The sequence below is a fragment of the Pseudomonas sp. 20P_3.2_Bac5 genome (assembly GCF_025466035.1).
Classification (GTDB): domain Bacteria; phylum Pseudomonadota; class Gammaproteobacteria; order Pseudomonadales; family Pseudomonadaceae; genus Aquipseudomonas.
The window spans coordinates 117,791-142,824 of record NZ_JANLOA010000066.1 but is presented as its reverse complement, the minus strand read 5'-3'; the positions used below and the strand labels follow the sequence as shown (position 1 = coordinate 142,824).

Annotated in this window: 29 protein-coding genes and 1 pseudogene; 27 read left to right on the top strand and 3 right to left on the bottom strand. The window is 64.1% G+C overall.

Translation table 11 applies throughout. From position 1 onward, the window contains the following. Positions 1–63: 63 nt before the first annotated feature. The 12 genes from fleN to NTD88_RS11755 all read left to right on the top strand — a co-directional run bounded on the left by fleN (position 64) and on the right by NTD88_RS11755 (position 10,640). A complete protein-coding gene (gene fleN, locus NTD88_RS11810; protein ID WP_095156977.1) occupies positions 64–897 on the top strand; it encodes a flagellar synthesis regulator FleN in 834 nt (277 codons plus the stop codon). After that, positions 894–1,634, top strand: coding sequence for an RNA polymerase sigma factor FliA (gene fliA, locus NTD88_RS11805; RefSeq protein WP_095156978.1), 741 nt, complete (start codon positions 894–896; stop codon positions 1,632–1,634). Before fleN ends, fliA begins: the two co-directional genes overlap by 4 nt. A gap of 105 nt (positions 1,635–1,739) precedes the next feature. Next, positions 1,740–2,114 (top strand): chemotaxis response regulator CheY, encoded by a 375-nt coding sequence (locus tag NTD88_RS11800; RefSeq protein ID WP_177431531.1) that lies wholly within the window; start codon positions 1,740–1,742, stop codon positions 2,112–2,114. Between the two features lie 18 nt (positions 2,115–2,132). Beyond that, positions 2,133–2,921: a protein phosphatase CheZ gene (locus tag NTD88_RS11795; RefSeq protein ID WP_095156980.1), complete on the top strand. Its 789-nt coding sequence runs from the start codon at positions 2,133–2,135 to the stop codon at positions 2,919–2,921. 12 nt (positions 2,922–2,933) lie between these two features. Next, the gene (locus NTD88_RS11790; protein WP_262191728.1) at positions 2,934–5,150 is read left to right on the top strand and encodes a chemotaxis protein CheA; all 2,217 of its coding nucleotides are present in this window, start codon (positions 2,934–2,936) and stop codon (positions 5,148–5,150) included. 45 nt (positions 5,151–5,195) lie between these two features. After that, the gene (locus NTD88_RS11785) at positions 5,196–6,314 is read left to right on the top strand and encodes a chemotaxis response regulator protein-glutamate methylesterase (RefSeq protein WP_175651541.1); all 1,119 of its coding nucleotides are present in this window, start codon (positions 5,196–5,198) and stop codon (positions 6,312–6,314) included. After that, a complete protein-coding gene (locus NTD88_RS11780; protein WP_095156983.1) occupies positions 6,314–7,054 on the top strand; it encodes a flagellar motor protein in 741 nt (246 codons plus the stop codon). The genes NTD88_RS11785 and NTD88_RS11780 overlap by 1 nt, the downstream gene beginning before the upstream one ends. Positions 7,055–7,056: 2 nt before the next feature. Next, on the top strand, positions 7,057–7,944 hold the full coding sequence (gene motD, locus NTD88_RS11775; RefSeq protein WP_262156135.1) for a flagellar motor protein MotD: 888 nt from the start codon (positions 7,057–7,059) through the stop codon (positions 7,942–7,944). Positions 7,945–7,986: 42 nt separating this feature from the next. Next, on the top strand, positions 7,987–8,775 hold the full coding sequence (locus tag NTD88_RS11770; protein ID WP_095156985.1) for a ParA family protein: 789 nt from the start codon (positions 7,987–7,989) through the stop codon (positions 8,773–8,775). Beyond that, on the top strand, positions 8,775–9,701 hold the full coding sequence (locus NTD88_RS11765; RefSeq protein ID WP_262156134.1) for a CheW domain-containing protein: 927 nt from the start codon (positions 8,775–8,777) through the stop codon (positions 9,699–9,701). Before NTD88_RS11770 ends, NTD88_RS11765 begins: the two co-directional genes overlap by 1 nt. Before the next feature lie 65 nt (positions 9,702–9,766). Next, positions 9,767–10,246: a chemotaxis protein CheW gene (locus tag NTD88_RS11760; protein ID WP_095156987.1), complete on the top strand. Its 480-nt coding sequence runs from the start codon at positions 9,767–9,769 to the stop codon at positions 10,244–10,246. 1 nt (position 10,247) lies between these two features. Beyond that, positions 10,248–10,640, top strand: a complete 393-nt coding sequence (locus tag NTD88_RS11755) for a DUF2802 domain-containing protein (protein WP_095156988.1) — start codon at positions 10,248–10,250, stop codon at positions 10,638–10,640. 241 nt (positions 10,641–10,881) lie between these two features. Here NTD88_RS11755 and NTD88_RS11750 read toward each other — a convergent pair whose 3' ends face one another. Together NTD88_RS11750 and NTD88_RS11745 are read right to left on the bottom strand one after the other, a co-directional pair. Beyond that, a complete protein-coding gene (locus NTD88_RS11750) occupies positions 10,882–11,217 on the bottom strand; it encodes an EscU/YscU/HrcU family type III secretion system export apparatus switch protein (RefSeq protein ID WP_095156989.1) in 336 nt (111 codons plus the stop codon). After that, a complete protein-coding gene (locus NTD88_RS11745) occupies positions 11,214–12,782 on the bottom strand; it encodes a flagellar hook-length control protein FliK (protein WP_095156990.1) in 1,569 nt (522 codons plus the stop codon). Before NTD88_RS11745 ends, NTD88_RS11750 begins: the two co-directional genes overlap by 4 nt. A gap of 190 nt (positions 12,783–12,972) precedes the next feature. Here NTD88_RS11745 and ccmA point away from each other — a divergent pair, with 190 nt between their 5' ends. The 12 genes from ccmA to NTD88_RS11685 all read left to right on the top strand — a co-directional run bounded on the left by ccmA (position 12,973) and on the right by NTD88_RS11685 (position 21,780). Further along, on the top strand, positions 12,973–13,605 hold the full coding sequence (gene ccmA / locus NTD88_RS11740; protein WP_262156133.1) for a cytochrome c biogenesis heme-transporting ATPase CcmA: 633 nt from the start codon (positions 12,973–12,975) through the stop codon (positions 13,603–13,605). Further along, complete coding sequence (gene ccmB / locus NTD88_RS11735; protein WP_095156992.1) at positions 13,602–14,270, top strand: heme exporter protein CcmB; 669 nt, start codon at positions 13,602–13,604, stop codon at positions 14,268–14,270. Before ccmA ends, ccmB begins: the two co-directional genes overlap by 4 nt. A gap of 43 nt (positions 14,271–14,313) precedes the next feature. Continuing rightward, positions 14,314–15,084: a heme ABC transporter permease gene (locus NTD88_RS11730; RefSeq protein WP_262156132.1), complete on the top strand. Its 771-nt coding sequence runs from the start codon at positions 14,314–14,316 to the stop codon at positions 15,082–15,084. After that, on the top strand, positions 15,081–15,257 hold the full coding sequence (ccmD, locus tag NTD88_RS11725; RefSeq protein ID WP_095156994.1) for a heme exporter protein CcmD: 177 nt from the start codon (positions 15,081–15,083) through the stop codon (positions 15,255–15,257). Before NTD88_RS11730 ends, ccmD begins: the two co-directional genes overlap by 4 nt. Further along, positions 15,254–15,706 (top strand): cytochrome c maturation protein CcmE, encoded by a 453-nt coding sequence (gene ccmE, locus NTD88_RS11720; protein WP_095156995.1) that lies wholly within the window; start codon positions 15,254–15,256, stop codon positions 15,704–15,706. The genes ccmD and ccmE overlap by 4 nt, the downstream gene beginning before the upstream one ends. A gap of 11 nt (positions 15,707–15,717) precedes the next feature. Continuing rightward, entirely contained in the window at positions 15,718–17,691 is a 1,974-nt protein-coding gene (locus NTD88_RS11715; RefSeq protein ID WP_177454445.1) for a heme lyase CcmF/NrfE family subunit, read from the top strand. Continuing rightward, positions 17,688–18,224: a DsbE family thiol:disulfide interchange protein gene (locus NTD88_RS11710; protein WP_095156997.1), complete on the top strand. Its 537-nt coding sequence runs from the start codon at positions 17,688–17,690 to the stop codon at positions 18,222–18,224. The genes NTD88_RS11715 and NTD88_RS11710 overlap by 4 nt, the downstream gene beginning before the upstream one ends. Then, entirely contained in the window at positions 18,221–18,697 is a 477-nt protein-coding gene (locus tag NTD88_RS11705) for a cytochrome c-type biogenesis protein (protein ID WP_262156131.1), read from the top strand. The genes NTD88_RS11710 and NTD88_RS11705 overlap by 4 nt, the downstream gene beginning before the upstream one ends. Further along, complete coding sequence (gene ccmI, locus NTD88_RS11700; RefSeq protein WP_262156130.1) at positions 18,690–19,892, top strand: c-type cytochrome biogenesis protein CcmI; 1,203 nt, start codon at positions 18,690–18,692, stop codon at positions 19,890–19,892. The genes NTD88_RS11705 and ccmI overlap by 8 nt, the downstream gene beginning before the upstream one ends. A gap of 12 nt (positions 19,893–19,904) precedes the next feature. Beyond that, a complete protein-coding gene (locus NTD88_RS11695; protein ID WP_095157000.1) occupies positions 19,905–20,315 on the top strand; it encodes a hypothetical protein in 411 nt (136 codons plus the stop codon). 43 nt (positions 20,316–20,358) lie between these two features. Continuing rightward, positions 20,359–21,297, top strand: a complete 939-nt coding sequence (locus NTD88_RS11690; protein WP_095157001.1) for a 2-hydroxyacid dehydrogenase — start codon at positions 20,359–20,361, stop codon at positions 21,295–21,297. Between the two features lie 78 nt (positions 21,298–21,375). Then, on the top strand, positions 21,376–21,780 hold the full coding sequence (locus NTD88_RS11685) for a GFA family protein (RefSeq protein ID WP_095157002.1): 405 nt from the start codon (positions 21,376–21,378) through the stop codon (positions 21,778–21,780). On the opposite strand, the gene NTD88_RS11680 is transcribed toward NTD88_RS11685, so the two are convergent. Then, a complete protein-coding gene (locus NTD88_RS11680; protein ID WP_262156127.1) occupies positions 21,773–22,282 on the bottom strand; it encodes a D-alanyl-D-alanine carboxypeptidase family protein in 510 nt (169 codons plus the stop codon). The genes NTD88_RS11685 and NTD88_RS11680 overlap by 8 nt on opposite strands. A 145-nt stretch (positions 22,283–22,427) precedes the next feature. On the opposite strand from NTD88_RS11680, the gene NTD88_RS11675 reads away from it, so the two are divergent. The 3 genes and pseudogenes from NTD88_RS11675 (at position 22,428) to NTD88_RS11660 (ending at position 25,017) form a co-directional block, all read left to right on the top strand. Next, positions 22,428–22,766 (top strand): FKBP-type peptidyl-prolyl cis-trans isomerase, encoded by a 339-nt coding sequence (locus NTD88_RS11675; RefSeq protein ID WP_095157004.1) that lies wholly within the window; start codon positions 22,428–22,430, stop codon positions 22,764–22,766. A 291-nt stretch (positions 22,767–23,057) separates the two neighbouring features. Then, entirely contained in the window at positions 23,058–23,753 is a 696-nt protein-coding gene (locus NTD88_RS11670) for a histidine phosphatase family protein (protein WP_262156126.1), read from the top strand. Between the two features lie 119 nt (positions 23,754–23,872). Continuing rightward, positions 23,873–25,017 (top strand): annotated as a pseudogene (locus tag NTD88_RS11660) (FAD-dependent oxidoreductase). Positions 25,018–25,034 lie beyond the last annotated feature (17 nt).

Sequence of the window (25,034 nt, the reverse complement as noted above, 5' to 3'; positions counted from 1 at the left end):
AGTTGTTCCAGGGGCAGCCAGTCATGTGGCCTCGGTCTAAGCAAGACAAGGTAAAGAACAAATATGGGTAGCATGCATCCCGTACAGGTGATCGCCGTGACCGGCGGCAAAGGTGGCGTCGGCAAGACCAACGTGTCAGTGAATCTGTCGCTGGCGCTGGCCGAACTCGGCCGTCGCGTCATGCTGTTGGACGCCGACCTTGGCCTGGCCAATGTCGACGTACTGCTCGGGCTCACCCCCAAACGCACCCTGGCTGATGTCATCGAAGGCCGCTGCGAGCTGCGCGATGTGCTCCTGCAGGGGCCTGGCGGCGTGCGCATCGTGCCGGCCGCTTCCGGTACCCAGAGCATGGTGCACCTGGGGCCTGCCCAGCACGCCGGCCTGATCCAGGCATTCAGCGAGATCGGCGACAACCTCGACGTGCTGGTGATCGACACCGCTGCGGGGATTGGCGAGTCGGTGGTCAGCTTTGTCCGCGCCGCCCAGGAAGTACTCCTGGTGGTCTGCGACGAGCCGACTTCGATCACCGACGCCTACGCCCTGATCAAGCTGCTCAACCGTGATTACGGCATGAACCGTTTCCGCGTTCTGGCGAACATGGCGCAGAGCCCGCAGGAAGGTCGCAATCTGTTCGCCAAGTTGACCAAGGTCACGGATCGCTTCCTGGATGTGGCCCTACAATACGTCGGGGCTGTGCCCTACGACGAGTGTGTGCGCAAGGCTGTGCAGAAGCAGCGAGCGGTCTATGAAGCCTTTCCGCGTTCCAAGTGCGCGCTGGCGTTCAAGGCGATCGCCCAGAAGGTCGATAGCTGGCCGCTGCCAGCCAACCCGCGCGGGCACCTGGAGTTCTTTGTCGAGCGTCTGGTGCAGCCTACCAGCGCGGGTCCTGTGCTATGAGCGCGAGCGGTTATCGGATGTACAGCAAGGCCTCGCGTGACGCCCAGTACGAACTGATCGAGCGTTATGCGCCGTTGGTCAAGCGTATCGCCTATCACCTGCTGGCGCGGTTGCCGGCCAGCGTGCAGGTGGAAGACCTGATCCAGGCCGGGATGATCGGCCTGCTCGAAGTCTCCAACAAATACGATTCGAGCAAGGGCGCCAGTTTCGAGACCTACGCTGGCATCCGCATCCGCGGCGCCATGCTCGATGAAGTACGCAAGGGTGACTGGGCGCCGCGTTCGGTACACCGCAATACCCGCATGGTAAGCGACGCGATTCGTGCAATTGAGGCAAAAACCGGTCGTGACGCTAAAGATCACGAGGTTGCTGCCGAACTTCAATTGAGTCTCGATGATTACTACGGGATTTTGAACGATACCTTGGGCAGCCGCCTGTTCAGTTTCGACGACCTGTTGCAGGACGGCGAACATGAAGGCCTGCACGAGGACGGTGCCAGTGCCCAGCTCGAGCCTTCGCGCGATCTGGAAGACGAGCGCTTTCAGGCAGCCTTGGCCGATGCCATCGCCAACCTGCCTGAACGTGAACGCCTGGTGTTGGCGCTGTACTACGACGAAGAGCTGAACCTCAAGGAAATCGGTGAGGTCCTGGGGGTCAGCGAGTCGCGCGTCAGCCAGTTGCATAGCCAGTGTGCGGCGCGTCTGCGCAGCCGGCTGGGGGAATGGCGGGCGCGTTGAGCACAGCTTCGATGCAGTCGTAATACCGTGGTGCCGGAATTGATTGAACGCGCGTTCAGCGCTGAGCGCGTTAAAGACTGCTTGGAGGTCTAATTGAACAAAGAAATGAAAATCCTCATCGTTGACGATTTTTCGACGATGCGGCGGATCATCAAGAACCTGTTGCGTGACCTGGGCTTCACCAACACGCATGAGGCCGACGACGGCAACACCGCGCTGCCCATGCTCGAAAGCAACAACTTCGACTTCCTGGTGACCGACTGGAACATGCCTGGCATGTCCGGTATTGACCTGCTGCGCAAAGTCCGCGCGGACGAGCGTCTGAAACACTTGCCTGTGCTGATGGTGACCGCCGAAGCCAAGCGCGAACAGATCATCGAAGCTGCCCAGGCCGGCGTTAACGGCTATGTGGTCAAGCCTTTCACTGCCCAGGTGCTGAAAGAAAAAATCGAGAAGATCTTCGAGCGCGTCAATAGCTGATGTACGCACGGGGGCGCTATGGAGCATAAACATTCATCTTTGGACGACTTTGAGTCGACGCTGAAGAAACACGCCCAGGAGCTGGTGAAAAGCCTCGAACGAGGCAATTTCGGCGACGCGGTGCAACTGATCCATCAGCTGAACCAGACCCGTGACCGCGGCCTGTATCAGGAAGTCGGCAAGCTCACGCGAGAGCTGCACAGTGCGATCGTCAGTTTCCAGATCGATCCGCACATGCCGCAGGCCGAGGAAGTTTCGCAAATCACCGACGCCACCGAGCGCTTGTCCTATGTGGTCAAGCTGACCGAGGCGGCGGCGAACCGCACGATGGACCTGGTCGAGCAGGGTACGCCCGTGCTCCACGATCTCACCAACGAAGCCCGTGAACTGCACGACGACTGGCAGCGCTTCATGCGCCGCGAAGTTGCGGCGCCGGAGTTTCGTGAGCTGGTCCAGCGTGTCGACAGGTTTCTGGCGCGCAGCGCCGAGGGTACCCACACCGTAACCGGGTACCTCAACGATATTCTCCTGGCACAGGACTATCAGGATCTGACCGGCCAGGTGATCAAGCGGGTGACCTCGTTGGTCACCGAAGTCGAAAGCAATCTGCTCAAGCTCGTACTGATGGCCAGTCAGGTCGACCGCTTCGCCGGTATCGAACATGACCACCAGCAGCTTCGTGCCGAGCAAGACCAAGATAAACATCCGACCCGGGGTGAAGGACCGCAAATTCATGCCGATAAACGTGAAGATGTCGTGTCCGGCCAGGACGATGTCGATGATCTGCTGTCCAGCCTGGGTTTTTAGGGAGCACGTTTGATGAGCTTCGGCGCCGATGAAGAAATCCTTCAGGATTTCCTGGTAGAGGCCGGCGAAATTCTTGAGCAACTGTCCGAGCAACTGGTCGAGCTGGAAAGCCGCCCGGATGATTCCGACCTGCTCAATGCGATCTTTCGCGGTTTTCACACTGTAAAAGGGGGCGCCGGCTTCCTCCAGCTCCATGAGCTGGTGGAGTGCTGCCACATCGCCGAAAACGTATTCGACATCCTGCGCAAGGGAGAGCGTCGGGTCGATTCCGAACTGATGGACGTGGTCCTGGAGGCACTGGATACCGTCAACAGCATGTTCGGTCAGGTTCGCGAGCGTACCGACGTCACCCCGGCCACGCCTGAGCTGCTGGGCGCCCTGGCGCGTCTGGCCGAGCCGGGCGGTGCCGCTGCTCCGGCAGAGGCTGAGCCTGTGGCCGAAGCGGCGCCTGAAGTGGCCGCCGTTTCCGGTGACATCACCGACAGTGAGTTCGAGCAACTGCTCGATTCGCTGGGTGCGGTCAAGGAAGAGGCCGAAGCGACTGCTGCCAGCGACGAAATCACCGACGCCGAGTTCGAATCCCTGCTCGACCAGTTGCACGGCAAAGGCCAGTTCGCTGCCGACAGCCTGCCAAGCGCCGCCGCGTCAGCGCCGGTCGCCGAAGTGGCGGGTGCCGCCAGCGACGAAATCACCGATGCCGAATTCGAAGCGCTGCTCGACCAACTCCATGGCAAGGGCTCCTTCGCCGTAGACGCATTGCCAGGTACCGTGGCCGCCGCGCCAGAAGCCAGCGAGCCCGCCGTGGCTGCCGGTGGCTCGGGCGATCACATCACCGAGCACGAATTCGAAGCACTGCTCGATGAGTTGCACGGCAAAGGCAAGTTCGTGCCTGACAGCGTGAGCGCCGCCGCGCCGGCCGTTGCAGTCGCCGCCAAGCCGGCAGCCAAACCTGCCGCCGCCGCGCCTGCCGCTGCCGCCAAACCTGCCGCGCCTGCGCCGGCACGTCAGGCCGCTCCGGCTGCTGCCCCTGCTGCCGCTGACAAGCATCCGGCCAACGAGACGGAAACCACCGTGCGGGTCGATACCGCGCGGCTGGACGAAATCATGAACATGGTGGGCGAACTGGTGCTGGTGCGTAACCGCCTGGTCCGCCTGGGCCTGAACAGCGGCGACGAGGCCATGTCCAAGGCCGTGTCGAACCTCGACGTGGTCACCGCCGACCTGCAGACCGCGGTCATGAAGACCCGCATGCAGCCGATCAAGAAGGTCTTCGGGCGCTTCCCGCGCCTGGTTCGCGACCTTGCGCGGCAGTTGAAGAAAGACATCACCCTGGAGCTGGTCGGCGAAGAAACCGACCTCGACAAGAACCTTGTCGAGGCCCTGGCCGACCCGCTGGTCCACTTGGTGCGCAACGCCGTCGACCATGGTGTCGAAACGCCGGAAGAGCGCGAAGCCTCGGGCAAGTCCCGCGGTGGCAAGGTGGTGCTGTCGGCCGAGCAGGAAGGTGACCACATCCTTCTCTCGATCTCCGACGACGGCAAGGGCATGGACCCTGGCGTGCTGCGCGCCAAGGCCGTGGAAAAGGGCCTGATGGACAAGGACGCGGCCGACCGCCTGAGCGAGTCGGACTGCTACAACCTGATCTTCGCCCCGGGCTTCTCGACCAAGACCGAGATTTCCGACGTGTCCGGCCGCGGCGTCGGCATGGACGTGGTGAAGACCAAGATTGCCCAGCTCAACGGCTCGATCAGCATCTACTCGGCCAAGGGCCAGGGTTCGAAGATCGTCATCAAGGTGCCGCTGACCCTGGCGATCATGCCGACCCTGATGGTGATGCTGGGCAACCAGGCCTTCGCCTTCCCGCTGGTCAACGTCAACGAGATCTTCCACCTCGACCTGTCGCGCACCAACGTGGTCGACGGCCAGGAAGTGGTGATCGTCCGCGACAAAGCGTTGCCATTGTTCTACCTCAAACGCTGGCTGGTCAGTTCTGCCGCTCATGAAGAGCAGCATGAAGGCCATGTGGTGATCCTTTCGGTGGGCACTCAGCGGATCGGCTTCGTCGTCGATCAACTGGTTGGCCAGGAAGAAGTGGTCATCAAGCCGCTGGGCAAGATGCTCCAGGGCACCCCGGGCATGTCGGGCGCGACCATTACCGGTGACGGGCGCATTGCGCTGATCCTCGACGTCCCGAGCATGCTCAAGCGTTACGCCGCACGGCGAATTTGATCCCGGTGGCGCGGCCTCGCGGTCGCGCTACCTAATGGAGTGTTTATGGCAGTCAAGGTCCTGGTGGTGGATGATTCCGGTTTCTTCCGCCGCCGTGTCTCGGAAATTCTCTCGGCGGACCCGACCATCCAGGTCGTCGGCACCGCCACCAATGGCAAGGAAGCGATCGACCAGGCACTGTCGCTCAAACCCGATGTCATCACCATGGACTACGAGATGCCCACCATGGATGGCATCACCGCAGTTCGCCACATCATGCAGCGCTGCCCGACCCCGGTGCTGATGTTCTCCTCGCTGACCCACGAAGGTGCCCGGGTAACCCTCGATGCGCTGGATGCCGGCGCCGTCGATTACCTGCCGAAGAACTTCGAAGACATCTCGCGCAACCCGGACAAGGTCAAGCAGATGCTGTGCGAGAAGGTTCACACCATCTCCCGCAGCAACCGTCGTTTCAGCAGCTACGCCAGCACGCTGCCGGCGGTGACCACCACTTCTTCCAGCCCGGTGTCGTCCCTCGGCGCCGCCCGCGCCAGTGCGCCGCTGCCGACCCGTCAGCCGACCCAGGCGCCGGCGGCAAGCAATTCGCCCGCGCCCAAGCGCAAGGCCTACAAACTGCTGGCTATCGGTACCTCCACCGGTGGTCCGGTCGCGCTGCAGCGGGTGCTGACCCAACTGCCAGCCAATTTCCCGGCGCCGATCGTGCTGATCCAGCACATGCCGGCGGCCTTTACCAAGGCGTTCGCCGAGCGCCTGGACAAGCTGTGCAAGATCAACGTCAAGGAAGCCGAGGACGGCGACATGCTGCGTCCGGGTCTGGCCCTGTTGGCGCCCGGCGGCAAGCAGATGATGGTCGACGGTCGCGGCATGGTGAAAATCCTTCCGGGCGACGAGCGTCTGAACTACAAGCCGTGCGTGGATATCACCTTCGGTTCGGCGGCCAAGTCCTACGGTGACAAGGTGCTGGCGGTGGTGTTGACCGGCATGGGCGCCGACGGCCGCGAAGGCGCGCGTCTGCTCAAGCAGGGCGGCAGCCAGGTCTGGGCTCAGGATGAAGCGAGCTGCGTGATCTACGGCATGCCGATGGCGATCGTCAAAGCCAACCTGGCTGACGCGGTCTACGGTCTCGACGACATCGGTCGTCATCTGGTTGAGGCGTGCGTCTGATGGATGTTCTCAGCCTTCTCGGTATCATCCTCGCCTTCGTCGCAATCGTTGGCGGCAACCTGCTCGAAGGCGGTCATGTCGGCGCGCTGCTCAACGGCCCGGCAGCACTGATCGTGCTCGGTGGCACCCTGGCGGCGGCGCTGCTGCAGTCGCCGCTGAGTTCGTTCAAGCGTGCGCTGCAGATTTTCGGCTGGATCCTGTTCCCGCCACGGGTCGATCTGGCCGGCGGTATCGACCGGGTCGTCAACTGGAGCCTCACCGCACGCAAGGAAGGCTTGCTCGGCCTGGAAGGCGTGGCCGATGCCGAACCCGATCCGTATGCGCGCAAGGGTCTGCAACTGCTGGTGGATGGCGCCGAGCCGGAAGCCATCCGCAGCATTCTCGAAGTGGATTTCCTCACCCAGGAAAGCCGCGACATCCAGGCCGCCAAGGTGTTCGAAAGCATGGGCGGCTACGCGCCGACCATCGGCATCATCGGTGCGGTCATGGGCCTGATTCACGTCATGGGCAACCTGGCCGACCCGTCGCAACTGGGTAACGGCATCGCTGTGGCGTTCGTCGCCACCATCTATGGCGTGGCCAGTGCCAACCTGATCCTCCTGCCCGTGGCCAACAAGCTCAAGGCGCAAGTCATGCGGCAATCGCGCTATCGGGAGATGCTCCTTGAGGGCCTGCTATCGATCGCCGAAGGCGAGAACCCGCGCTCGATCGAACTGAAGCTTCAGGGCTTCATGGAGTAACCATGGCCCGTCGCCGCAAAGTCGAGGAACACGAGAATCACGAACGCTGGCTGGTGTCCTACGCGGACTTCATCACCTTGCTGTTCGCGTTTTTCGTGGTCATGTACTCGATTTCCTCGATCAACGAGGGCAAGTACAAAATCATGTCCCAGGCGCTTATCGGCGTGTTCACCGATGCCGAGCGCAGCACCAAGCCGATCCCCATTGGCGAGGAGCGACCACTGAGCGTGCGGCCGGCGCAACCCCTGATCAAGGACAGCGAGCAGGTCGATGCCGGCCTCGCCCAGACCAGCGCCGATCCGCTGAAGACCATCACCGATGAAGTGATGCAGGCCTTCGGCGACCTGATCAAATCCGACCAGATGACCGTGCGCGGCAACGAACTGTGGATCGAGATCGAGCTGAGCTCCTCGCTGCTGTTCGGCAGCGGTGACGCCATGCCCAGTGATGTCGCGTTCAACCTGATCGAGAAAGTGGCGAATATCATCAAACCGTTCGCCAACCCGGTGCACGTCGAAGGTTTCACCGATGACCAGCCGATCCGTACCGCGCAGTACCCGACCAACTGGGAGCTGTCGTCGGCGCGGGCGGCGAGTATCGTCCGCCTGCTGGCCATGGAAGGGGTCAATCCGGCGCGCATGGCGTCCGTCGGCTATGGCGAGTTCCAGCCGATCGCCAGCAACACCACCCAGCAAGGGCGGGCGAAGAACCGTCGCGTCGTGCTGGTGATTTCGCGCAACTTGGAAGTGCGCCGCAGCCTGACCGGTACCGGCACCGCCAATGCGAGCCCGGATGCTGCGCTCAAGCGCGCTGGCACACAAACTGCACCGCCCGTGGTATCACCGACGGCCGGGAGCAATCCCGTCAATTCTCCGTCGTCGACCTTTTAATCGATCCCGGCTGGCTACGGTCGGACCGGGAGGAAGCAGCGCATGAGAGTCTGGGCAGTAGCCAATCAAAAAGGTGGCGTCGGCAAGACCACCACGTCCATCGCCCTGGCAGGTTTGCTGGCCGATGCCGGGCGGCGCGTGGTTGTGGTCGACCTCGACCCGCATGGGTCGATGACCAGCTATTTCGGGCACAACCCCGACACCCTGGAGCACAGCAACTTCGACCTGTTCCAGCACAAGGGCACGGTGCCCGAAGGCTTGCCGGGACAACTGCTGCTGCCCACCAGCCACGAGAAGATTTCGCTGTTGCCGTCCAGTACCGCGCTGGCGGTGCTGGAGCGCCAGTCGCCCGGGCAGAACGGCCTGGGCCTGGTAATCGCCAAGAGTCTGGCGCAGCTCTGGCAGGATTTCGATTACGCCCTGATCGACAGCCCGCCGCTGCTCGGCGTGCTGATGGTCAATGCGCTGGCGGCCAGCCAGCAACTGGTGATCCCGGTGCAGACCGAATACCTGGCCGTGAAGGGCCTGGAGCGGATGGTCAGCACCCTGGCGATGGTCAACCGTTCGCGCCGCCAGGCGCTGCCGTTCCACATCGTGCCGACCCTGTTCGACCGTCGCACCCAAGCGTCCATGGGCACCCTCAAAGTGCTGCGTGACGGCTATCCGGACGACATCTGGCAAGGTTACATCCCGGTCGATACCCGCCTGCGCGATGCCAGCCGGGCGGGGGTGACACCGTCGCAATACGACGCCAAGAGCCGCGGCGTGGTGGCTTATCGCGCCTTGCTCAAGCACCTGCTGACGCAGAAATCCGTGGCGCAGGTGGCTTGATGAACCGTCCGCAAAACCTCGCCACCCGGCCACAAATGGCCTTGCAGTCGTACCTCGACGGGTTGCTGCATGAAGCCACTGAAGAACTGCCTTACGCGGAACCTGTGGTTGTACCAACGCTGCCGCCGGTAATCCCGGTGGCGGCCGAGCCGCCCGCGCCACCGGTTTCCACCCAGGTGCTGGATGAGTTCCAGGCCGCGGTGCTGGAAGAGCAGGCCCGCGATGCGCGCCGCGAAACCACCGCCGCACCGACCACCTTCGCCGAGCCTGCGCCGGCCAGGGTCGTGGTCGCGCCGCCGGTCCTGAAGGTTGCACCGGTGGTAGAGCCGGTGGTCGAGAAGGTCGTTGCGCCGGTCATCGAACCGGTTGTCGAGGCGCCTGGGCTGATCGAGCCGCTGGTGGAGGTCCACCTGGCCCCGGATGTGCCGCAGCCGCCGAAGACGGTGGACGGTCGTCCGTCCTGGGCCGCGGAGCCGTTCGAATGCCTGCTGTTCGATGTTGCCGGGCTGACCCTGGCGGTGCCGTTGGTGTGCCTTGGGTCGATCTATTCGCTGCACGGTCACGAACTGACGCCGCTGTTCGGCCAGCCGGACTGGTTCCTCGGCATCCTGCCGAGCCAGGCGGGCAACCTCAAGGTGCTGGACACCGCGCGCTGGGTCATGCCCGAGCGCTATCGCGACGATTTCCGCGACGGTCTGCAGTACGTGATTTCGGTGCAGGGCTATGAGTGGGGGCTGGCGGTGCATCAGGTCAGCCGCTCGTTGCGCCTGGACCCGAGCGAGATCAAGTGGCGTACCCAGCGCGGCCAGCGGCCGTGGCTGGCCGGCACGGTGATCGAACACATGTGTGCATTGCTGGACGTCGCCGAGCTGGCCGAGTTGATCGCCAGTGGTGCGGTCAAGAAGATGCAGTTGAACCATAAATGATCGGTCGCGCACCGGCGCGATCGCACTGAGCACTCCGCCGACGGCGGTTTTTGAGGGTTAGGGGAATGAAAAAGACGTCTGGACAGGGTTCCGAAGATCCGATCCTGCAGTGGGTAACCTTCCGCCTGGACAACGAGTCCTACGGCATCAACGTGATGCAGGTCCAGGAAGTGCTGCGCTACACCGAGATCGCGCCGGTTCCGGGTGCACCGAGCTACGTGCTGGGCATCATCAACCTGCGCGGCAACGTGGTCACCGTGATCGACACCCGTCAGCGTTTCGGCCTGGCGCCAAGCGACGTCACTGACAACACCCGGATCGTCATCATCGAGGCAGACAAGCAAGTGGTCGGCATCCTCGTCGACAGCGTGGCCGAAGTGGTCTACCTGCGTCAGTCCGAAGTGGAAACCGCGCCGAACGTCGGTAACGAAGAGTCGGCCAAGTTCATCCAGGGCGTTTGCAACAAAAACGGCGAACTGCTGATCCTGGTCGAGCTGGACAAGATGATGACCGAGGAAGAGTGGTCCGAGCTGGAGAACATCTGAGTTGATCCTGGAGGTTGCGGTTGTATTCCTGGCGATGCTCTGGGCGTTGAGCGTGTGGCTGTTCATCGGCTATAGCAAGCGCCAGCGCGAAATGGCCTCGCAGCAGGCTCAGGGCGATGCGTTGCGTGACCAGCGCATCAAGGACCTGGGCAAGCGCCTGGACGACTACCAGAACAGCTCGGTGGCGATGGGCGAGGCGTTGCACGAACTGCGTGCGGCGGTCGCGCCCCTGCCGGAGAAGATGTTGCAACTGGAGCAGCGTGATCCCAACAGCCTGTCGTTTGCTCAGGCGGCGCGGCTGGTGGGCATGGGCGCCAGCGTCGACGAACTGACCCAGACCTGCGGTTTGACCCAGGCTGAGGCGGAGTTGATGAGCAAACTGCACAAGGGCTGAAGGTTTTTTGTCGCGTTTTGGGGACTCATCGCCGGCAAGCCGGCTCCCACAGGTGTTGTGTCAGCCCCGAAAATCCTGTGTGAGCTGGCTTGCCAGCGATGAGCATAGGCATCTACATCTCTCGAGGGCGAGCCCAAGGCGTCAGGTCATCGCGAACTGTGGGAGCGGATCGCAAGCGGCTGACGGTTTGCGATTGCCTGCGAGAGTTTGGATACCGATGCTGCGATGAATCCATGCCCGCTCATCGAGGCCCGGGCAATCGCTTCAAATCCGGTGTGATATCCCGTTCCACCGGCCCCTCGTCGTTGAACCCCACCGGCATCTTGCCCTTCAATTGCCAGGCAAACGCGATGATCTCGGCAATGGTCAGGTACAGCGCTTCCGGAATGCTGTCGCCCAGTTCCATGCGCGCCAGCAACCTCACCAGCTCGGCATTCTCGTAGATCGGCACTTCGTGCTCGCGGGCGATCGCCAGGATCGCTTCCGCCAGTTCGTCGTCGCCCTTGGCCGTCAGGGTCGGGGCGCGGGCGCCGTCGTAGTTCAGGGCAATCGCTTGGCGGGGTGTTTTCTTGCTCATGCGTTTTCATCCACCCAGCGTTGTTCCAGATGCGTGCGCGGCCCCAGCGGCGGTACGCCCTGGTGGCAGTGCAATTCGCTGACGTTGACGCCACGTGCCACCAATCGCGCACGCAGGTCGCCCAATTGGCTTTCGATCAGTTGCGCGGTGGCCGGCAGTTCTGCCCAGAGCTGGCTGGACAGGTTGCCCTGGGTGATCTGCGCCTGGACCTGCAAGGGCCCCAGCGGGTGCAGGTCGAACGCCAGCTCGACACGCCAGAGCATTTCCAGCGGATCACGCCGCTCGCGTTCGGGATCGGCCTGTTGTTCCTTGGTTTCTTCGCGCTGCACCTTGACCTGCATCGGCATGAATTCCGGGCCGGTGCGCAGGGGGATTTCCAGTTGCCAGGTGGTTTGCAGGTTGCCGTCGGCGGTGGTGCCGGTTTGTTCCAGGCTTGCCAGTTGATGGCTCTGCACCCGCGAAATGGCCGCGGCGGCGAGGCGCAACAGGTGTTGCAGGTCGCCTTCTTCTTCAAGGTTCTGCAACAGCCGGGTGGGCAGCGGGAAGCTGCCAGGGTGCGGTTTCGGGGCTACCTGGCCAAGGGCGCCGAGGGCGCTGCGCACCATGCCCGGCAGGGCCTGGGCCACGATCGCTGCCGTGCTCGGGCTGAACAGGGTGCCGCCCGGCACGTTGGGCAGCAGTTGTGCCACCAGCCGCACCATCTGCGCCTTGAGGTCGGGCGCCAATTGGCCGGTGGCGCCGTTGAACAGCCGCGCTTCAAGGAACGAGCCGCTGTTGCTGAGGGCCTGGGCCACCTGGCGGGTGTCGCTGAACTGGCGGACATCCGGCAGGCTGGCGAGCAGCTTGTCCACCGCTGTGCGCACCTGCTCCGGCTGGCCGTCGTCGCTGGCGATGCGCTGCATGGCCGCGAGCATGCCCTGCAGCGAGGCCTGGCGGTTTTGCTGGGCGCTGAGGTTCTGGGCAATGGCCATCTGATCCTGTCGCCCGCTCAGGGGCACGAAGCTCAGCGCCTGGTCGCCCTGCACCCGCGCGCTGAGCAGGCTGCCCAGCGGCAGCGGGCGAGGGGAGTCGATGGCCAGGGTCGAGCCCGCCTGGGCGGTATTGAGCAGGCTGACCAATGAGCGGTAGACCGCTGGCAGGTTACCGGTCTGCGGCTGCAACTGGGTGGTCAGCACCTTGCCCTGCACCAGCGTGCCTTCCGGGAATTCACGGCTGTCGAGGCGGGTGAGGGTGGCGACATTGCTGGCGATGGCCTGTTGCAGCGTCAGGCTCAACTGGTTCGAGGTCGGCTGGCTGACCAGTAACTGGCTGCCCTGGGCCAGCGGCTGGTTGGCGGTGGTCTGCACCGTCACTTGTTGGCCGTTGGCCTGCATCAGGCGCAGGAGCAACTGAAACTCCTGGCCTACCTGACGCAGCGACAGCACTTCGCCCTTGGTCGTTTCGCCGGCGGGCACCAGATCGGGCTGGGCTTCCACCAGCTTTACCAGCTCGCCGGTCATTGCCGCGGCACGCACCTGCGCATTGGCGGGAACCTGTGGGCCAAGGCTGTTTATTTCGCCTGTCATTCGCGTTGCGACCTGTTCAAATAGCCCTCTTTACAGTAGGACATGGCATGTATAATGCCGGCCGATTTCTTCCGCGAGCGCAGGATCCGGCGGCGCTCGCGACCAGACCGGTCGGCCAGGTTTTCGTTGCCACTATAACGGCCAGGCCTGTACCGACTTGAGACAGTCTGCGAAACCATAAGGCGAATCTGTGACTCCTCAACTCCAAGCCGTGGGCCTGGCCTGCGAGCGCGACTGGCGGATGCTCTTCGAACACCTCGAATTGCAGGTGTCGGCCGGCGACATGCTGCAGATCAGCGGTCCCAACGGCAGCGGCAAGACCAGCCTGCTGCGCCTGCTGGCCGGCCTGATGCAACCGACCCATGGCGAGGTGCTGCTCAACGGCAAGCCGCTGGCCGGGCAGGGCACGGAACTGGCCCGCTCCCTGGTGTGGATCGGCCATGCGGCCGGGATCAAGGACCTGCTCACCCCGGAAGAAAACCTCACCTGGCTCTGCGCCCTGCACCGCCCCGCCAGCCGCGACGCCATCTGGCAGGCGCTGGAAGCGGTGGGCCTGCGCGGTTTCGAGGACGTTGCCTGTCACACCCTGTCCGCTGGTCAGCAGCGCCGCGTGGCGCTGGCCCGGCTCTACCTGGACAGCCCGCCGCTGTGGATCCTCGACGAACCCTTCACCGCCCTCGACAAACAAGGCGTCGCCCAGCTCGAAGCGCACCTGGCGCGGCACTGCGAGGAGGGCGGCATGGTCGTGTTGACCACCCACCACACGCTGGAACGCACGCCGTCCGGTTACCGTGATATCAACCTGGGGCGGTGGGCCGCATGAGTGTATTTGTCCTGTTGTTACGTCGCGAAGCCCGACTGCTCTGCCGCCGTCCGGCGGAGCTGGCCAATCCGCTGGTTTTTTTCGCGATCGTCATCGCATTGTTTCCACTTGCGGTCGGTCCTGAGACACAATTGTTGCAAAACTTGTCTCCAGGGTTAGTCTGGGTGGCTGCACTTTTGGCCGTCCTGCTCTCGCTGGACGGGCTGTTTCGCAGTGATTTCGAGGACGGATCGCTCGAACAGTGGGTCCTTTCGCCGCACCCGTTGCCCCTACTGGTACTGGCCAAGGTGCTGGCACACTGGGTTTTTTCCGGGCTGGCACTGGTATTGTTGTCGCCGCTTCTGGCGGTGATGCTCGGATTGCCCGTGGAATGTCTCCCGGTCCTGCTGGCATCACTCTTGCTCGGCACTCCGGTGCTGAGCCTGTTGGGTGCCGTGGGTGCGGCCCTGACCGTCGGATTGAAACGAGGTGGTCTGCTTCTGGCGCTACTGATTCTGCCGTTATATATCCCGGTGTTGATCCTGGGCAGTGGCGCCTTACAAGCAGCAGTGCAAGCTATGCCTGCAACCGGATACCTGCTCTGGCTCGGTAGTCTGGCCGCCCTGGCAATCACCCTTGCACCTTTCGCAATAGCCGCCGGCCTGAAAATCAGCGTCGGCGAATAATGAGGTCTGGGCCACGCCCAGCAAAGACCCTGGATGTACCGTGATGAAAAGCAGCGCAATAAGCTGGACATGGTTTCACAAGCTCGGTTCTCCCAAATGGTTCTACGGCATCAGTGGCCGCATGCTGCCCTGGCTTGCCATCGCCGCGGTGCTGCTGATCGGCACCGGCGTGATCTGGGGCCTGGCGTTCGCGCCGCAGGATTACCAGCAAGGCGATAGTTTCCGGATCATCTACATCCATGTGCCGGCGGCGATGCTGGCGCAGTCCTGCTACGTCATGCTGGCGGTGGCCGGGGTGGTTGGCATGGTCTGGAAGATGAAGATCGCCGACGTCGCCCTGCAGAGCGCCGCGCCCATCGGCGCCTGGATGACCGCGCTGGCGCTGGTCACCGGCGCCATCTGGGGCAAGCCGACCTGGGGCAGCTACTGGGTCTGGGATGCCCGCCTGACGTCCATGCTCATCCTCCTTTTCCTGTACTTCGGTCTCATTGCCCTCGGCCACGCGATCAGCAATCGTGAGAGCTCGGCCAAGGCCTGCGCGGTGCTGGCCATCGTCGGGGTGATCAACATCCCGATCATCAAGTACTCGGTGGAGTGGTGGAATACCCTGCACCAGGGCGCCACCTTCACCATCACCGAGAAACCGGCGATGCCGGTGGAAATGTGGCTGCCGCTGCTGCTGACCGTGCTCGGTTTCTACTGTTTCTTCGGCGCCGTGCTGCTGGTGCGCATGCGCCTCGAAGTGCTCAAGCGCGAAGCTCGCGCAAGCTGGGTCCGGGAAGAAGTGCTCAATAGCCTGGGGAACGCACGATGAGCTTTGCATCCTTCGGCGAGTTTCTCGCCATGGGCCGTCACGGCCTTTATGTCTGGTCTGCCTATGGCATCTGCCTGCTGGTACTGGCCGTCAACGTCGCTTCGCCGCTGCTGGCACGGCGCCGTTACCTGCAAGCAGAGGCGCGCCGTCTGCGCCGGGAGAACGCCAAGTGAATCCGCTACGCAAGAAGCGCCTGTTCATCATCCTCGGCCTGCTCGCCGGCCTCGGTGTCGCCGTGGGCCTGGCCCTCAGCGCGCTGCAGGAAAACATCAACCTGTTCTACACCCCGACCCAGATCGCCAACGGCGAAGCGCCGCTGGATACCCGCATCCGCGCCGGCGGCATGGTCGAGAAGGGCTCGGTGCAGCGTTCCAGCGACTCGCTGGATGTGCGTTTCGTGGTCACCGACTTCGCCAAGTCCGTGCCGATTACCTACCGCGGCATCCTTCCCGACCTGTTCCGCGAAGGCCAGGGCATCGTCGCCCTGGGCAAACTGAACGCCGACGGCGTGGTGGTGGCCGATGAAGTGCTGGCCAAGCACGACGAGAAATACATGCCGCCGGAAGTTACCAAGGCCCTCAAGGAAAGCGGGCAGACGGCCTCTGGAGCACCTGCGCAATGAACGCTTCGCTGATCATTCCCGAACTCGGCCAGTTGTCGATGATCCTGGCCATCTGCTTCGCCTGCGTGCAGGCCAGCGTCCCGCTGCTCGGCGCCTGGCGCGGCGACAGCCTGTGGATGAGCCTGGCGCGGCCGGCGGCCTGGGGCCAGTTCGCCTTCCTCGCCTTCGCCTTCGCCTGCCTGACCCATGCCTTCATGACCGACAACTTCTCGGTCGCCTATGTCGCCAGCAACTCCAACAGCGCCTTGCCCTGGTACTACAAGTTCAGCGCGGTGTGGGGCGCCCACGAAGGTTCGCTGCTGCTCTGGGCGCTGATCCTCGGCGGCTGGACCTTCGCCGTGTCGATCTTCTCCCGGCAATTGCCGCAAGTGATGCTCGCCCGCGTACTGGCGGTGATGGGCATGATCAGCGTCGGCTTCCTGTCGTTCCTGATCGTCACCTCCAACCCGTTCATGCGCCTGCTGCCGCAGGTGCCGGGCGACGGCCGCGACCTCAACCCGCTGCTGCAGGACATCGGCCTGATCGTTCACCCGCCGATGCTGTACATGGGCTACGTCGGTTTCTCGGTGGCCTTCGCCTTCGCCATCGCCGCGTTGCTCGGCGGTCGTCTCGACGCCGCCTGGGCGCGCTGGTCGCGGCCGTGGACCATCGTCGCCTGGGCCTTCCTCGGCATCGGCATCACCCTCGGTTCGTGGTGGGCCTACTACGAACTCGGCTGGGGCGGCTGGTGGTTCTGGGACCCGGTGGAAAACGCCTCGTTCATGCCCTGGCTGGTGGGCACCGCGCTGATCCACTCGCTGGCGGTGACGGAAAAGCGCGGCGTGTTCAAGAGCTGGACCGTGTTGCTGGCCATCGCGGCGTTCTCCCTGAGCCTGCTTGGCACCTTCCTGGTCCGTTCCGGCGTGCTGACGTCGGTGCACGCCTTCGCCTCGGACCCCGAGCGCGGTGTGTTCATCCTGTTCTTCCTGCTCTTTGTGGTCGGCGGCTCGCTGACCCTGTTCGCCCTGCGCGCGCCGGTGGTCAAGAGCCAGGTCGGCTTTGCCCTGTGGTCCCGCGAGACATTGCTGCTGGCCAACAATCTGGTGCTGGTGGTGGCGGCGTCGATGATCCTGCTCGGCACCCTGTATCCGCTGGTGCTCGACGCCCTGACCGGCGCCAAGCTGTCGGTCGGCCCGCCGTACTTCGACGCGCTGTTCATCCCGTTGATGGCGCTGCTGATGGTGGTCATGACGGTGGGCGTGCTGGTGCGCTGGAAAGACACCCCGGTGCGCTGGCTGGCGGGCATGCTGACTCCGGTGCTGATCGGCAGTGCCGTGCTGGCGCCGATCTGCGGCCTGCTGGTGGATGATTTCGACTGGGCGGTGCTGACCACCTTCGCCCTGGCGGCGTGGATTGTCCTCGGCGGCGTGCGCGACATCTTCGACAAGACCCGTCACAAAGGGCTGCTCAAAGGCGTGCGTGGCTTGAACCGCAGCTATTGGGGCATGCACGTCGCGCACCTGGGGCTGGCGGTTTGCGCCCTGGGCGTGGTGCTGTCGAGCAACAACAGTGCCGAACGTGACCTGCGCCTGGCGCCGGGCGAGTCGGTGGAACTGGCTGGTTACCAGTTCGTCTTCGAAGGCGCCAAGCACTTCGAAGGGCCGAACTTCACCTCCGACAAAGGCACCGTGCGCGTGCTCCAGGACGGCCGCGAAATCAGCGTGCTGCACCCGGAAAAACGCCTGTACACCGTGCAGCAGTCGATGATGACCGAGGCCGGCATCGACGCCGGTTTCACCCGCGATCTGTACGTCGCCCTCGGCGAACCGCTGGAAAACGGTGCGTGGGCGGTGCGGGTACACGTCAAGCCGTTCGTGCGCTGGATCTGGCTGGGTGGTCTGCTGACCGGCCTTGGTGGTTTGCTGGCGGCGCTGGACCGGCGTTATCGGATCAAGGTCAAGAGCAAGGTACGTGACGTACTCGGCCTGGAAGGAGCAACTGCATGAAGCGTTGGATCATGGTGCTGCCGCTGGCGGTGTTTCTGCTGGTGGCGGTGTTCCTCTACCGTGGCCTGTACCTGGACCCGGCCGAGCTGCCGTCGGCGATGATCGACAAGCCGTTCCCGGCGTTCTCGCTGCCCAACGTGCAGGGCGACCGCACCCTGACCCAGAACGACCTGCACGGCAAGCCGGCGCTGGTCAACGTCTGGGGCACCTGGTGCGTGTCCTGCCGGGTCGAGCACCCGGTGCTGAACAAACTGGCCGAGCAGGGCGTGGTGATCTACGGCGTCAACTACAAGGACGACAATGCCGCCGCGCTGAAATGGCTGGCCGAGTTCCACAACCCCTATCAACTGGATATCCGTGACGAGCAGGGCACCCTGGGCCTGGACCTGGGTGTGTACGGCGCGCCGGAAACCTTCCTGATCGACGCCGAAGGCATCATCCGCCATAAGTTCGTCGGCGTGATCGATGAAACCGTCTGGCGCGAGCAACTGGCGCCGCTGTATCAGGGCCTGGTCGACGAGGCCCGGCCATGAAGCGCTGGCTGGCAGCCACCGTTCTCGGCTTGAGCCTGTGCGGCGTGGCCAAGGCGGCAATCGATACCTACCAGTTCGCCGACGAGGCCGAACGCGAGCGTTACCGCGAGCTGACCAAGGAACTGCGCTGCCCCAAGTGCCAGAACCAGGACATCGCCGACTCCAACGCCCCCATCGCCGCCGACCTGCGCCGGGAAATCTTCCGCATGCTCGGCGAAGGCAAGAGCAACCAGCAGATCGTCGATTTCATGGTCGATCGCTACGGCGACTTCGTTCGCTACAAGCCGGCCCTGACCGCCCGCACCTGGCTGCTCTGGTTCGGTCCGGCGCTGCTGCTCGCCGGTGGCTTCGGCGTGCTGGTGGTGATCGTCCGCAAACGCCGCGTACCGGCGGCCGCTGGTTCGGCCGACCTTTCTCCCGAGGAGCGTGAGCGCCTCGCCAAACTGCTGGACAAAGAACAGACCCATGACTGATTTCTGGCTCGCGTCAGGCCTGCTGTTGCTGGTAGCCCTGAGCTTTTTGCTGATTCCGGTGTTGCGTGGCCGTCGTGCGCAGCAGGAAGAAGACCGTACCGCCCTGAACGTCGCCCTGTACCAGGAGCGTGTCGCCGAGTTGCAGGCCCAGGGCGAGGAGGGCGTGCTCAACGCCGACCAACTGGCCCGTGGCCGTGACGAAGCGGCCCGCGAACTGCTGGCCGACACCGACAACGCCGAGCCGACCCGCAGTGCCCGGCTGGGCAAGGCGTTGCCGTTGGTGGCGGCGTTTCTGGTGCCGCTGATGGCGGTCGGGCTGTACCTGCATTTCGGTTCCAGCGACAAGGTGGAACTGGCCCAGGAATTCGCCCAGGCGCCGCAATCCCTGGACGACATGACCTCGCGCCTGGAACGTGCCGTCGCCGCCCAGCCCGAGAATGCCGAGGGCCTGTACTTCCTCGGCCGCGCCTACATGGCCCAAGAGCGTCCAGCGGACGCGGCCAAGGCCTTCGAACGCGCCGTCGGCGTGGCTGGCCGTCAGCCGGAACTGCTCGGCCAATGGGCGCAGGCGCTGTATTTCGCCAACAACAAGCAGTGGACGCCGCAGTTCCAGGCGATCACCGATGAAGCCCTGAAAGCCGACCCGAATGAAGTCACCAGCCTCGGCCTGCTGGGCATCGCCGCCTTCGAGGGCGAGCGCTACCAGGAAGCGGTCGATTACTGGAACCGCCTGCTGGTGCAACTGCCTGAAGGCGACGCCTCGCGCACCGCGCTGCTGGGCGGCATCGACAAGGCCAAGGAAAAACTGGCGGCCGGCGAAGGCAAGGCGTCCGCACCGGCCACTACGGCCAGCGGCGCCAAACTGACCGTGCGGGTCGAGCTGGCGGCGGCGCTGAAAGACAAGGTCAAGCCGGACGACACCGTGTTCATCTTCGCCCGCGCCGCCTCCGGCCCGCCGATGCCGCTGGCGGCCAAGCGGGTCACCGTCGCGCAGTTGCCCATCGAGGTGGAGCTGAGCGACAGCGACGCGATGATGCCGAACATGAAACTGTCGAGCTTCGCCGAAGTCCAACTTGTGGCGCGCATCTCACGCTCCGGCCAGCCCACCAAGGGTGAGTGGATCGGCAGCGGTTCACCGCTGGCTACCAGCACCGAGGCGCCGCAACACCTGACCATCGACAGCCCGGACCCGTAAGAGAGCGCCCTCATGAACAGCACCGTACGCCTGACCCTGATTTCACTGGCCCTGGGGCTCAGCGCATGTACGGTGCATCAGCCCGAGCGCGAGCCGCTGCCGCCGATCCAGACCACACCCCCGCCAGGCCCGGTGATCAAACCGGGCCCGACCAAGCCAGTCCCGACCAAGCCGGTCACCCCATCGCAGAAACCCATGCCGCGCACCTCCGCCAGCTTCGCCCCGCCACCGGGAGGCGCCAGCCATTGGGACCCGCGCCTGGGCGTCTACGTGCTGGAGGGCAAGACCAACACCTTCTACCGCCAGCGCACCTACTACCGCTGGAACAACGGCTGGACCTGGGCGACCAGCGCTGATGGCCCGTGGCAGGACACCGACAGCAGCGGGGTGCCTGGCGGTCTGGGACGGGCTTTTGGCCAGTGACCGGAGCATAATGCGGGCTCGCTGAAATGCCTGGGAGCCTGAAATGACAAAGACGGTATTGGTGCTGGTCGAGACGGTCGACGACTACCTGCCCCTGCTGGAACACCACGGTTATCACCTGATTCGCGCGCAGACCCCGGCCTTGCGCGCCGAGGCCATCGCGCGCCACGGCGGCGAGATCGACGCGGTGCTGACCCGCGGCCCGCTGGGCTTGTCTGCTGACGAAATCGCCGCCTTGCCGGCCTTGCAAATCATCTGCGTGATCGGTGCTGGCTACGAGCAGGTCGACCTGGCCGCTGCTGCCGCGCGGGGCATCACTGTCACCAATGGCGCCGGCGCCAATGCCGCGGCGGTGGCCGATCACGCCATGGCCTTGCTGTTCGCCGCGGTGCGCAATATTCCCCAGGCCGATGCCAGCACCCGTCAGGGGCACTGGAACCGGGTGATCAGCCCGTCGATCTCGGGCAAGCGCCTGGGCATTCTCGGGCTGGGCGCGGTGGGGCTGGCAATCGCCCGGCGCGGCGCACTCGGGTTCGATATGCAGGTGAGCTATCACAACCGTTCCCGGCGGGACGACGTGGCCTATTCGTACTGCGACAGCCCGCTGGCGCTGGCGCGGGAGTCGGACTTTCTGATCGTCGCCACGCCTGGTGGTGCCAATACCCGGCAACTGGTGGACAGCGCGGTGCTGGATGCGCTGGGGCCGGAGGGGTTCCTGGTGAACATTGCCCGGGCCAGTGTGGTGTCCACGGCGGATATGGTTGCGGCGTTGCGTGAGCGGCGGATTGCCGGCGCGGCGCTGGATGTGTTCGATGACGAGCCGAATGTGCCGGATGCACTCAAAGCGCTGCCCAACGTGGTGCTGACGCCCCATGTGGCCGGGCAGTCGCCTGAGGCGGCGCGGGATACGGTGGCGCTGGTGCTGAAGAATCTGCAGGCGTTTTTTGCCGGGGAGCCGGTGTTGACGCCGGTGACTGCTTAGGGAGTTCAGATCAAGCACAGCGCCGCCATCCCCGCTGCTAGACTCACCCGCCACCTCATAAACGCAAGGAGCCCCGTTATGCCAACCCACCACGGCACCTGCCTCTGCGGCGCCATCCAGCTCTCCGTCACCCTCGATGAAACCCGCGTCAGCGCCTGCCATTGCAGCATGTGCCGCAAGTGGAGCGGCGGTCCGCTGCTGGTGGCGCACAGCACGCAGCCCCTGCAGTTCAGCGGCGCCCAACCCGCGGTCTACGATTCTTCCGACTGGGCCCAGCGCGGTTTCTGCCCAAGCTGCGGCACCCATCTGTTCTACCGCCTCAAGGCCGGTGGCTTCGACGCGGTCCCGGTCGGCGTCCTCGATGGCGACACGGCCTGGACCTTCGACCTGCAGGTCTACGTCGATGAAAAACCGGCCTTCTACTGCTTCTCCAACCCGACCCACAACATGACCGGCGCCGAGGTCATCGCGCAGTTCAGTTGATCGCCAGCAAGGTCGTGCCGTAGCACCAGTGCCACGGCTCGAACTGATAGCCCAGCGGGTTGTTTCGCGGGTAGGACAAATGGAAGTCGAACCTGTGCCCATGGTGGGTCAGCCACTGGTAGGCGCGGCTGTGTTCGAAGTCGATGTCCAGCGAATTGATGTCGATCGCCCGGCCGGTATGGTGTTCGCTGTAGCCGGGCGGGGCGTTGACAGCGAGGATCTGCTCGAGTGATTGGCCGCGCTTGAGTTTGGCGCGGATGAGATTGGCCTGGTAGGTGACGCTGCGGTAGGCCGACATCAGCCACAACTCGACCCCGGCGGCCGCGGCGTCAGCCTTCATCCGCTTCCAGGCCGCGGCCGCGTCTGGCTCCAGTTCGAAACGGCGCTCGTCGGCGTTGATTTCGGCAATCGCCAGCACCCGCGCTTCGGGATAGGCGACAAACCCCCGCGCCAGCAACAGGTCTTCACTGATCCCCAGCTCCTTGCATAGCTCCTTGCTCATGTCGTGCCCTGCCGCCTGTAGGTGGATGTCTGACTCAGGCTAGCCTGTGTAAGACCGATAGCCAATGGCCGCCTGCTCCTTGCAAATCCGCGGCAATCCTGCGAAAAGGCTGCGGCTACGATTACCGCGCTTGAACGAGGTCACTATGAGCGGCGAACTGCAAATCACCGACGTCCAGTTGGGCGACGGCAAGGAAGTGGTCAAGGGCGCCCTGATCACCACCCATTACACCGGCACGCTGGCCGACGGCAGCGTGTTCGATTCGTCCCACCAGCGCGGCAAGCCGTTCCAGTGCGTGATCGGCACCGGCCGTGTGATCAAGGGCTGGGACCAGGGCCTGATGGGGATGAAAGTCGGCGGCAAGCGCACGCTGTTCGTGCCGGCGCACCTGGGTTATGGCGAACGCAGCATGGGGTCGATCCCGCCGGGTTCCGACCTGCGGTTCGAGATCGAACTGCTGGAAGTGCTGACCCGCGACGACTGAAGAAGTCAGATACTTCAAAAAGCCCTCAAAACCAACCATCGGGTAGATTTCGGACGCGTGAAGCCGAAATGGTTTATCGCGGTTGAGGCATCGTCTTAATTCCGTAACAGCCAGGACCTACATTCAATCCTGCTTACGGATAAGCACCCAGGGACAGAACCAATCGGGCTTATTGCACTCTCAAAGGACGCCCGTTTCCACGGAAGGAACGACAGACAGGGATGCCCCGCGGCTTCGGCCGCGGGGCAGCACTGACGGGTCAATCCCGATTCTTTCCGCCAAGGGTTCATCATGAAGTTGCCCGTGACGCTTCCTTTCCGCCGCCAGGTCCTGTTCTGCACCGTGCTCGCCGCTGGCGCGGCCCTTCTCGGTTTCACCACCTTCGACAGCTTCGCCAAACCGGTGGACGGCACCCAGACGCTGGTCTTCCTGCGCCACGCCGAAAAGCCCGGTGAAGGTCTCGGCCAACTCAACTGCCAGGGCCTGAATCGCGCCCTCGACCTCGCCACGCTGTTACCGGAAAAATTCGGCAAGGCCGATTACGTCTTCGCCGCCAACCCCACCCGCGAAGTGGAAGAAGGCGCCAATGACGACAGCTACAGTTACCTGCGCCCGCTGATGACCATCAGCCCCAGCGCCATCAAGCTCGGCCTGCCGGTGAACATCGAGTATGGCGCCAATGACACCAGCGCCCTGGCCAGCGAACTGCTGAGCAACAAGTACCGCAATGCCACGGTGTACACCGCCTGGTCCCACGGCTACCTGCCCGAACTGATCAACACCGTGGCCGGCAAGGCCCTGGGTGAGAAGCGGGTGATTACCGAGGACTGGGAAAACAGCGACTTCGATTCGCTGTACGTGCTGACCCTGACCTGGCGCGATGGCAAGGCGACGATGCTCAGTCGCAATGTGAAGCAGGGGCTGGATGGTGGGGATGTGCAGTGTCCGGGGCAGGCGGTTGAGTCTTCCGGGTTGGCGGTGCGGTAGATTTTTGGTGAGCGCGCGGTCATTCGCGAGCAAGCTCGCTCCTACGGGTTTTGGCTTTTCTTGTTCCTGCTTGTTGCTCGTCTTACTCTGAGCCCCGTTTCGGCAAATGGATTGCGGGCATGACGAGTCGGGTAACAGTCATCGGCGGCGGTGTGATCGGCCTGGCCACGGCCTACGCGTTGGTGCGCGAAGGTTTCGCGGTGGAGCTGATCGAGGCCGGTGAAGCGCTGGCCAGCGGCGCCAGCTTCGCCAACGGCGGACAACTTTCTTATCGCTATGTCGCGCCACTGGCGGATGCCGGTGTGCCGTGGCACGCGCTCGGCTGGATGTTGCGCGGCGATTCGCCGTTGCGCCTGCGCCCGCGCATGGACCCGGCGCAGTGGCGCTGGCTGCTGGCGTTCATGGCCGCGTGCCGGGGCTCGGTCAACCGCGTCAATGCCGCGCGGCTGCTGCGGCTGGCGCTGCACAGTCAGGACACCCTGGCGAGCTGGCGCGAAGAAGATGGCCTGGACGGTTTTGCCTGGCGGCGCAATGGCAAGCTGGTGGTGTTCCGCGATCCCGCCAGCTTCGCCCAGGCCCGCCAGCGGTTCGATGCGGACCACCAGCAAGCACTCGGTGCCGATGAGATTGTCACCGCTTCTGCCTCGCCTTGGCGGCGCGCTTGCGGGCCTCGGGGCGTTGCCATTTCCGCTTGGGCCAGCGCGTCAGCAAGATCCGTCACAGCAAGGGTGTGGTCCAGGCGCTGGAGTTGGGTGACGAAGTGCTGGCGGTGGAGAACCTAGTGCTCTGCGCCGGCTATCGTGCCGCGCAGTTGGGTCTGCCCGGGCTGCGCCTGCCGGTGTATCCGCTCAAGGGCTACAGCCTGACCGTGCCGGTCGGCGCGCGTGCGCCCCAGGTGAGTGTCACCGACTACGACCGCAAGATCGTCTACGCCCGCATCGACCAGCAACTGCGGGTGGCGGCCATGGTGGACATCGTCGGTTTCGATGAAACACCGGACCCGCTGCGCATCGCCAGCCTGCGGCGCCAGGCCGCCGCGAGTTTTCCCGACGCCGGTTACTACGCCCACGGGCAGGAATGGGCCGGCATGCGCCCGGCCACGCCGACCGGGGTGCCGCTGCTGGGGGCGAGCCCGTACCGCAATCTGTGGTTGAACCTTGGCCATGGCGCTCTGGGGTTCACCCTCGCCTGCGGCAGTGGACAACTGCTGGCGCGGATCCTTGCCGGAGGACCGCCCGCGCTGGAACTGCCTGGCCTTGTCTGATCGCCGCCGTACGCGGA

Bases quoted from the DNA above. Each gene is read 5' to 3' on its own strand.
- fleN (WP_095156977.1), top strand. From the start codon at position 64: ATGGGTAGCATGCATCCCGTACAGGTGATCGCCGTGACCGGCGGCAAA.
- fliA (WP_095156978.1), top strand. From the start codon at position 894: ATGAGCGCGAGCGGTTATCGGATGTACAGCAAGGCCTCGCGTGACGCC.
- NTD88_RS11800 (WP_177431531.1), top strand. From the start codon at position 1,740: ATGAAAATCCTCATCGTTGACGATTTTTCGACGATGCGGCGGATCATC.
- NTD88_RS11795 (WP_095156980.1), top strand. From the start codon at position 2,133: ATGGAGCATAAACATTCATCTTTGGACGACTTTGAGTCGACGCTGAAG.
- NTD88_RS11790 (WP_262191728.1), top strand. From the start codon at position 2,934: ATGAGCTTCGGCGCCGATGAAGAAATCCTTCAGGATTTCCTGGTAGAG.
- NTD88_RS11785 (WP_175651541.1), top strand. From the start codon at position 5,196: ATGGCAGTCAAGGTCCTGGTGGTGGATGATTCCGGTTTCTTCCGCCGC.
- NTD88_RS11780 (WP_095156983.1), top strand. From the start codon at position 6,314: ATGGATGTTCTCAGCCTTCTCGGTATCATCCTCGCCTTCGTCGCAATC.
- motD (WP_262156135.1), top strand. From the start codon at position 7,057: ATGGCCCGTCGCCGCAAAGTCGAGGAACACGAGAATCACGAACGCTGG.
- NTD88_RS11770 (WP_095156985.1), top strand. From the start codon at position 7,987: ATGAGAGTCTGGGCAGTAGCCAATCAAAAAGGTGGCGTCGGCAAGACC.
- NTD88_RS11765 (WP_262156134.1), top strand. From the start codon at position 8,775: ATGAACCGTCCGCAAAACCTCGCCACCCGGCCACAAATGGCCTTGCAG.
- NTD88_RS11760 (WP_095156987.1), top strand. From the start codon at position 9,767: ATGAAAAAGACGTCTGGACAGGGTTCCGAAGATCCGATCCTGCAGTGG.
- NTD88_RS11750 (WP_095156989.1), bottom strand. From the start codon at position 11,217: ATGAGCAAGAAAACACCCCGCCAAGCGATTGCCCTGAACTACGACGGC.
- NTD88_RS11745 (WP_095156990.1), bottom strand. From the start codon at position 12,782: ATGACAGGCGAAATAAACAGCCTTGGCCCACAGGTTCCCGCCAATGCG.
- ccmB (WP_095156992.1), top strand. From the start codon at position 13,602: ATGAGTGTATTTGTCCTGTTGTTACGTCGCGAAGCCCGACTGCTCTGC.
- NTD88_RS11730 (WP_262156132.1), top strand. From the start codon at position 14,314: ATGAAAAGCAGCGCAATAAGCTGGACATGGTTTCACAAGCTCGGTTCT.
- ccmD (WP_095156994.1), top strand. From the start codon at position 15,081: ATGAGCTTTGCATCCTTCGGCGAGTTTCTCGCCATGGGCCGTCACGGC.
- NTD88_RS11710 (WP_095156997.1), top strand. From the start codon at position 17,688: ATGAAGCGTTGGATCATGGTGCTGCCGCTGGCGGTGTTTCTGCTGGTG.
- NTD88_RS11705 (WP_262156131.1), top strand. From the start codon at position 18,221: ATGAAGCGCTGGCTGGCAGCCACCGTTCTCGGCTTGAGCCTGTGCGGC.
- ccmI (WP_262156130.1), top strand. From the start codon at position 18,690: ATGACTGATTTCTGGCTCGCGTCAGGCCTGCTGTTGCTGGTAGCCCTG.
- NTD88_RS11695 (WP_095157000.1), top strand. From the start codon at position 19,905: ATGAACAGCACCGTACGCCTGACCCTGATTTCACTGGCCCTGGGGCTC.
- NTD88_RS11690 (WP_095157001.1), top strand. From the start codon at position 20,359: ATGACAAAGACGGTATTGGTGCTGGTCGAGACGGTCGACGACTACCTG.
- NTD88_RS11685 (WP_095157002.1), top strand. From the start codon at position 21,376: ATGCCAACCCACCACGGCACCTGCCTCTGCGGCGCCATCCAGCTCTCC.
- NTD88_RS11680 (WP_262156127.1), bottom strand. From the start codon at position 22,282: ATGAGCAAGGAGCTATGCAAGGAGCTGGGGATCAGTGAAGACCTGTTG.
- NTD88_RS11675 (WP_095157004.1), top strand. From the start codon at position 22,428: ATGAGCGGCGAACTGCAAATCACCGACGTCCAGTTGGGCGACGGCAAG.
- NTD88_RS11670 (WP_262156126.1), top strand. From the start codon at position 23,058: ATGAAGTTGCCCGTGACGCTTCCTTTCCGCCGCCAGGTCCTGTTCTGC.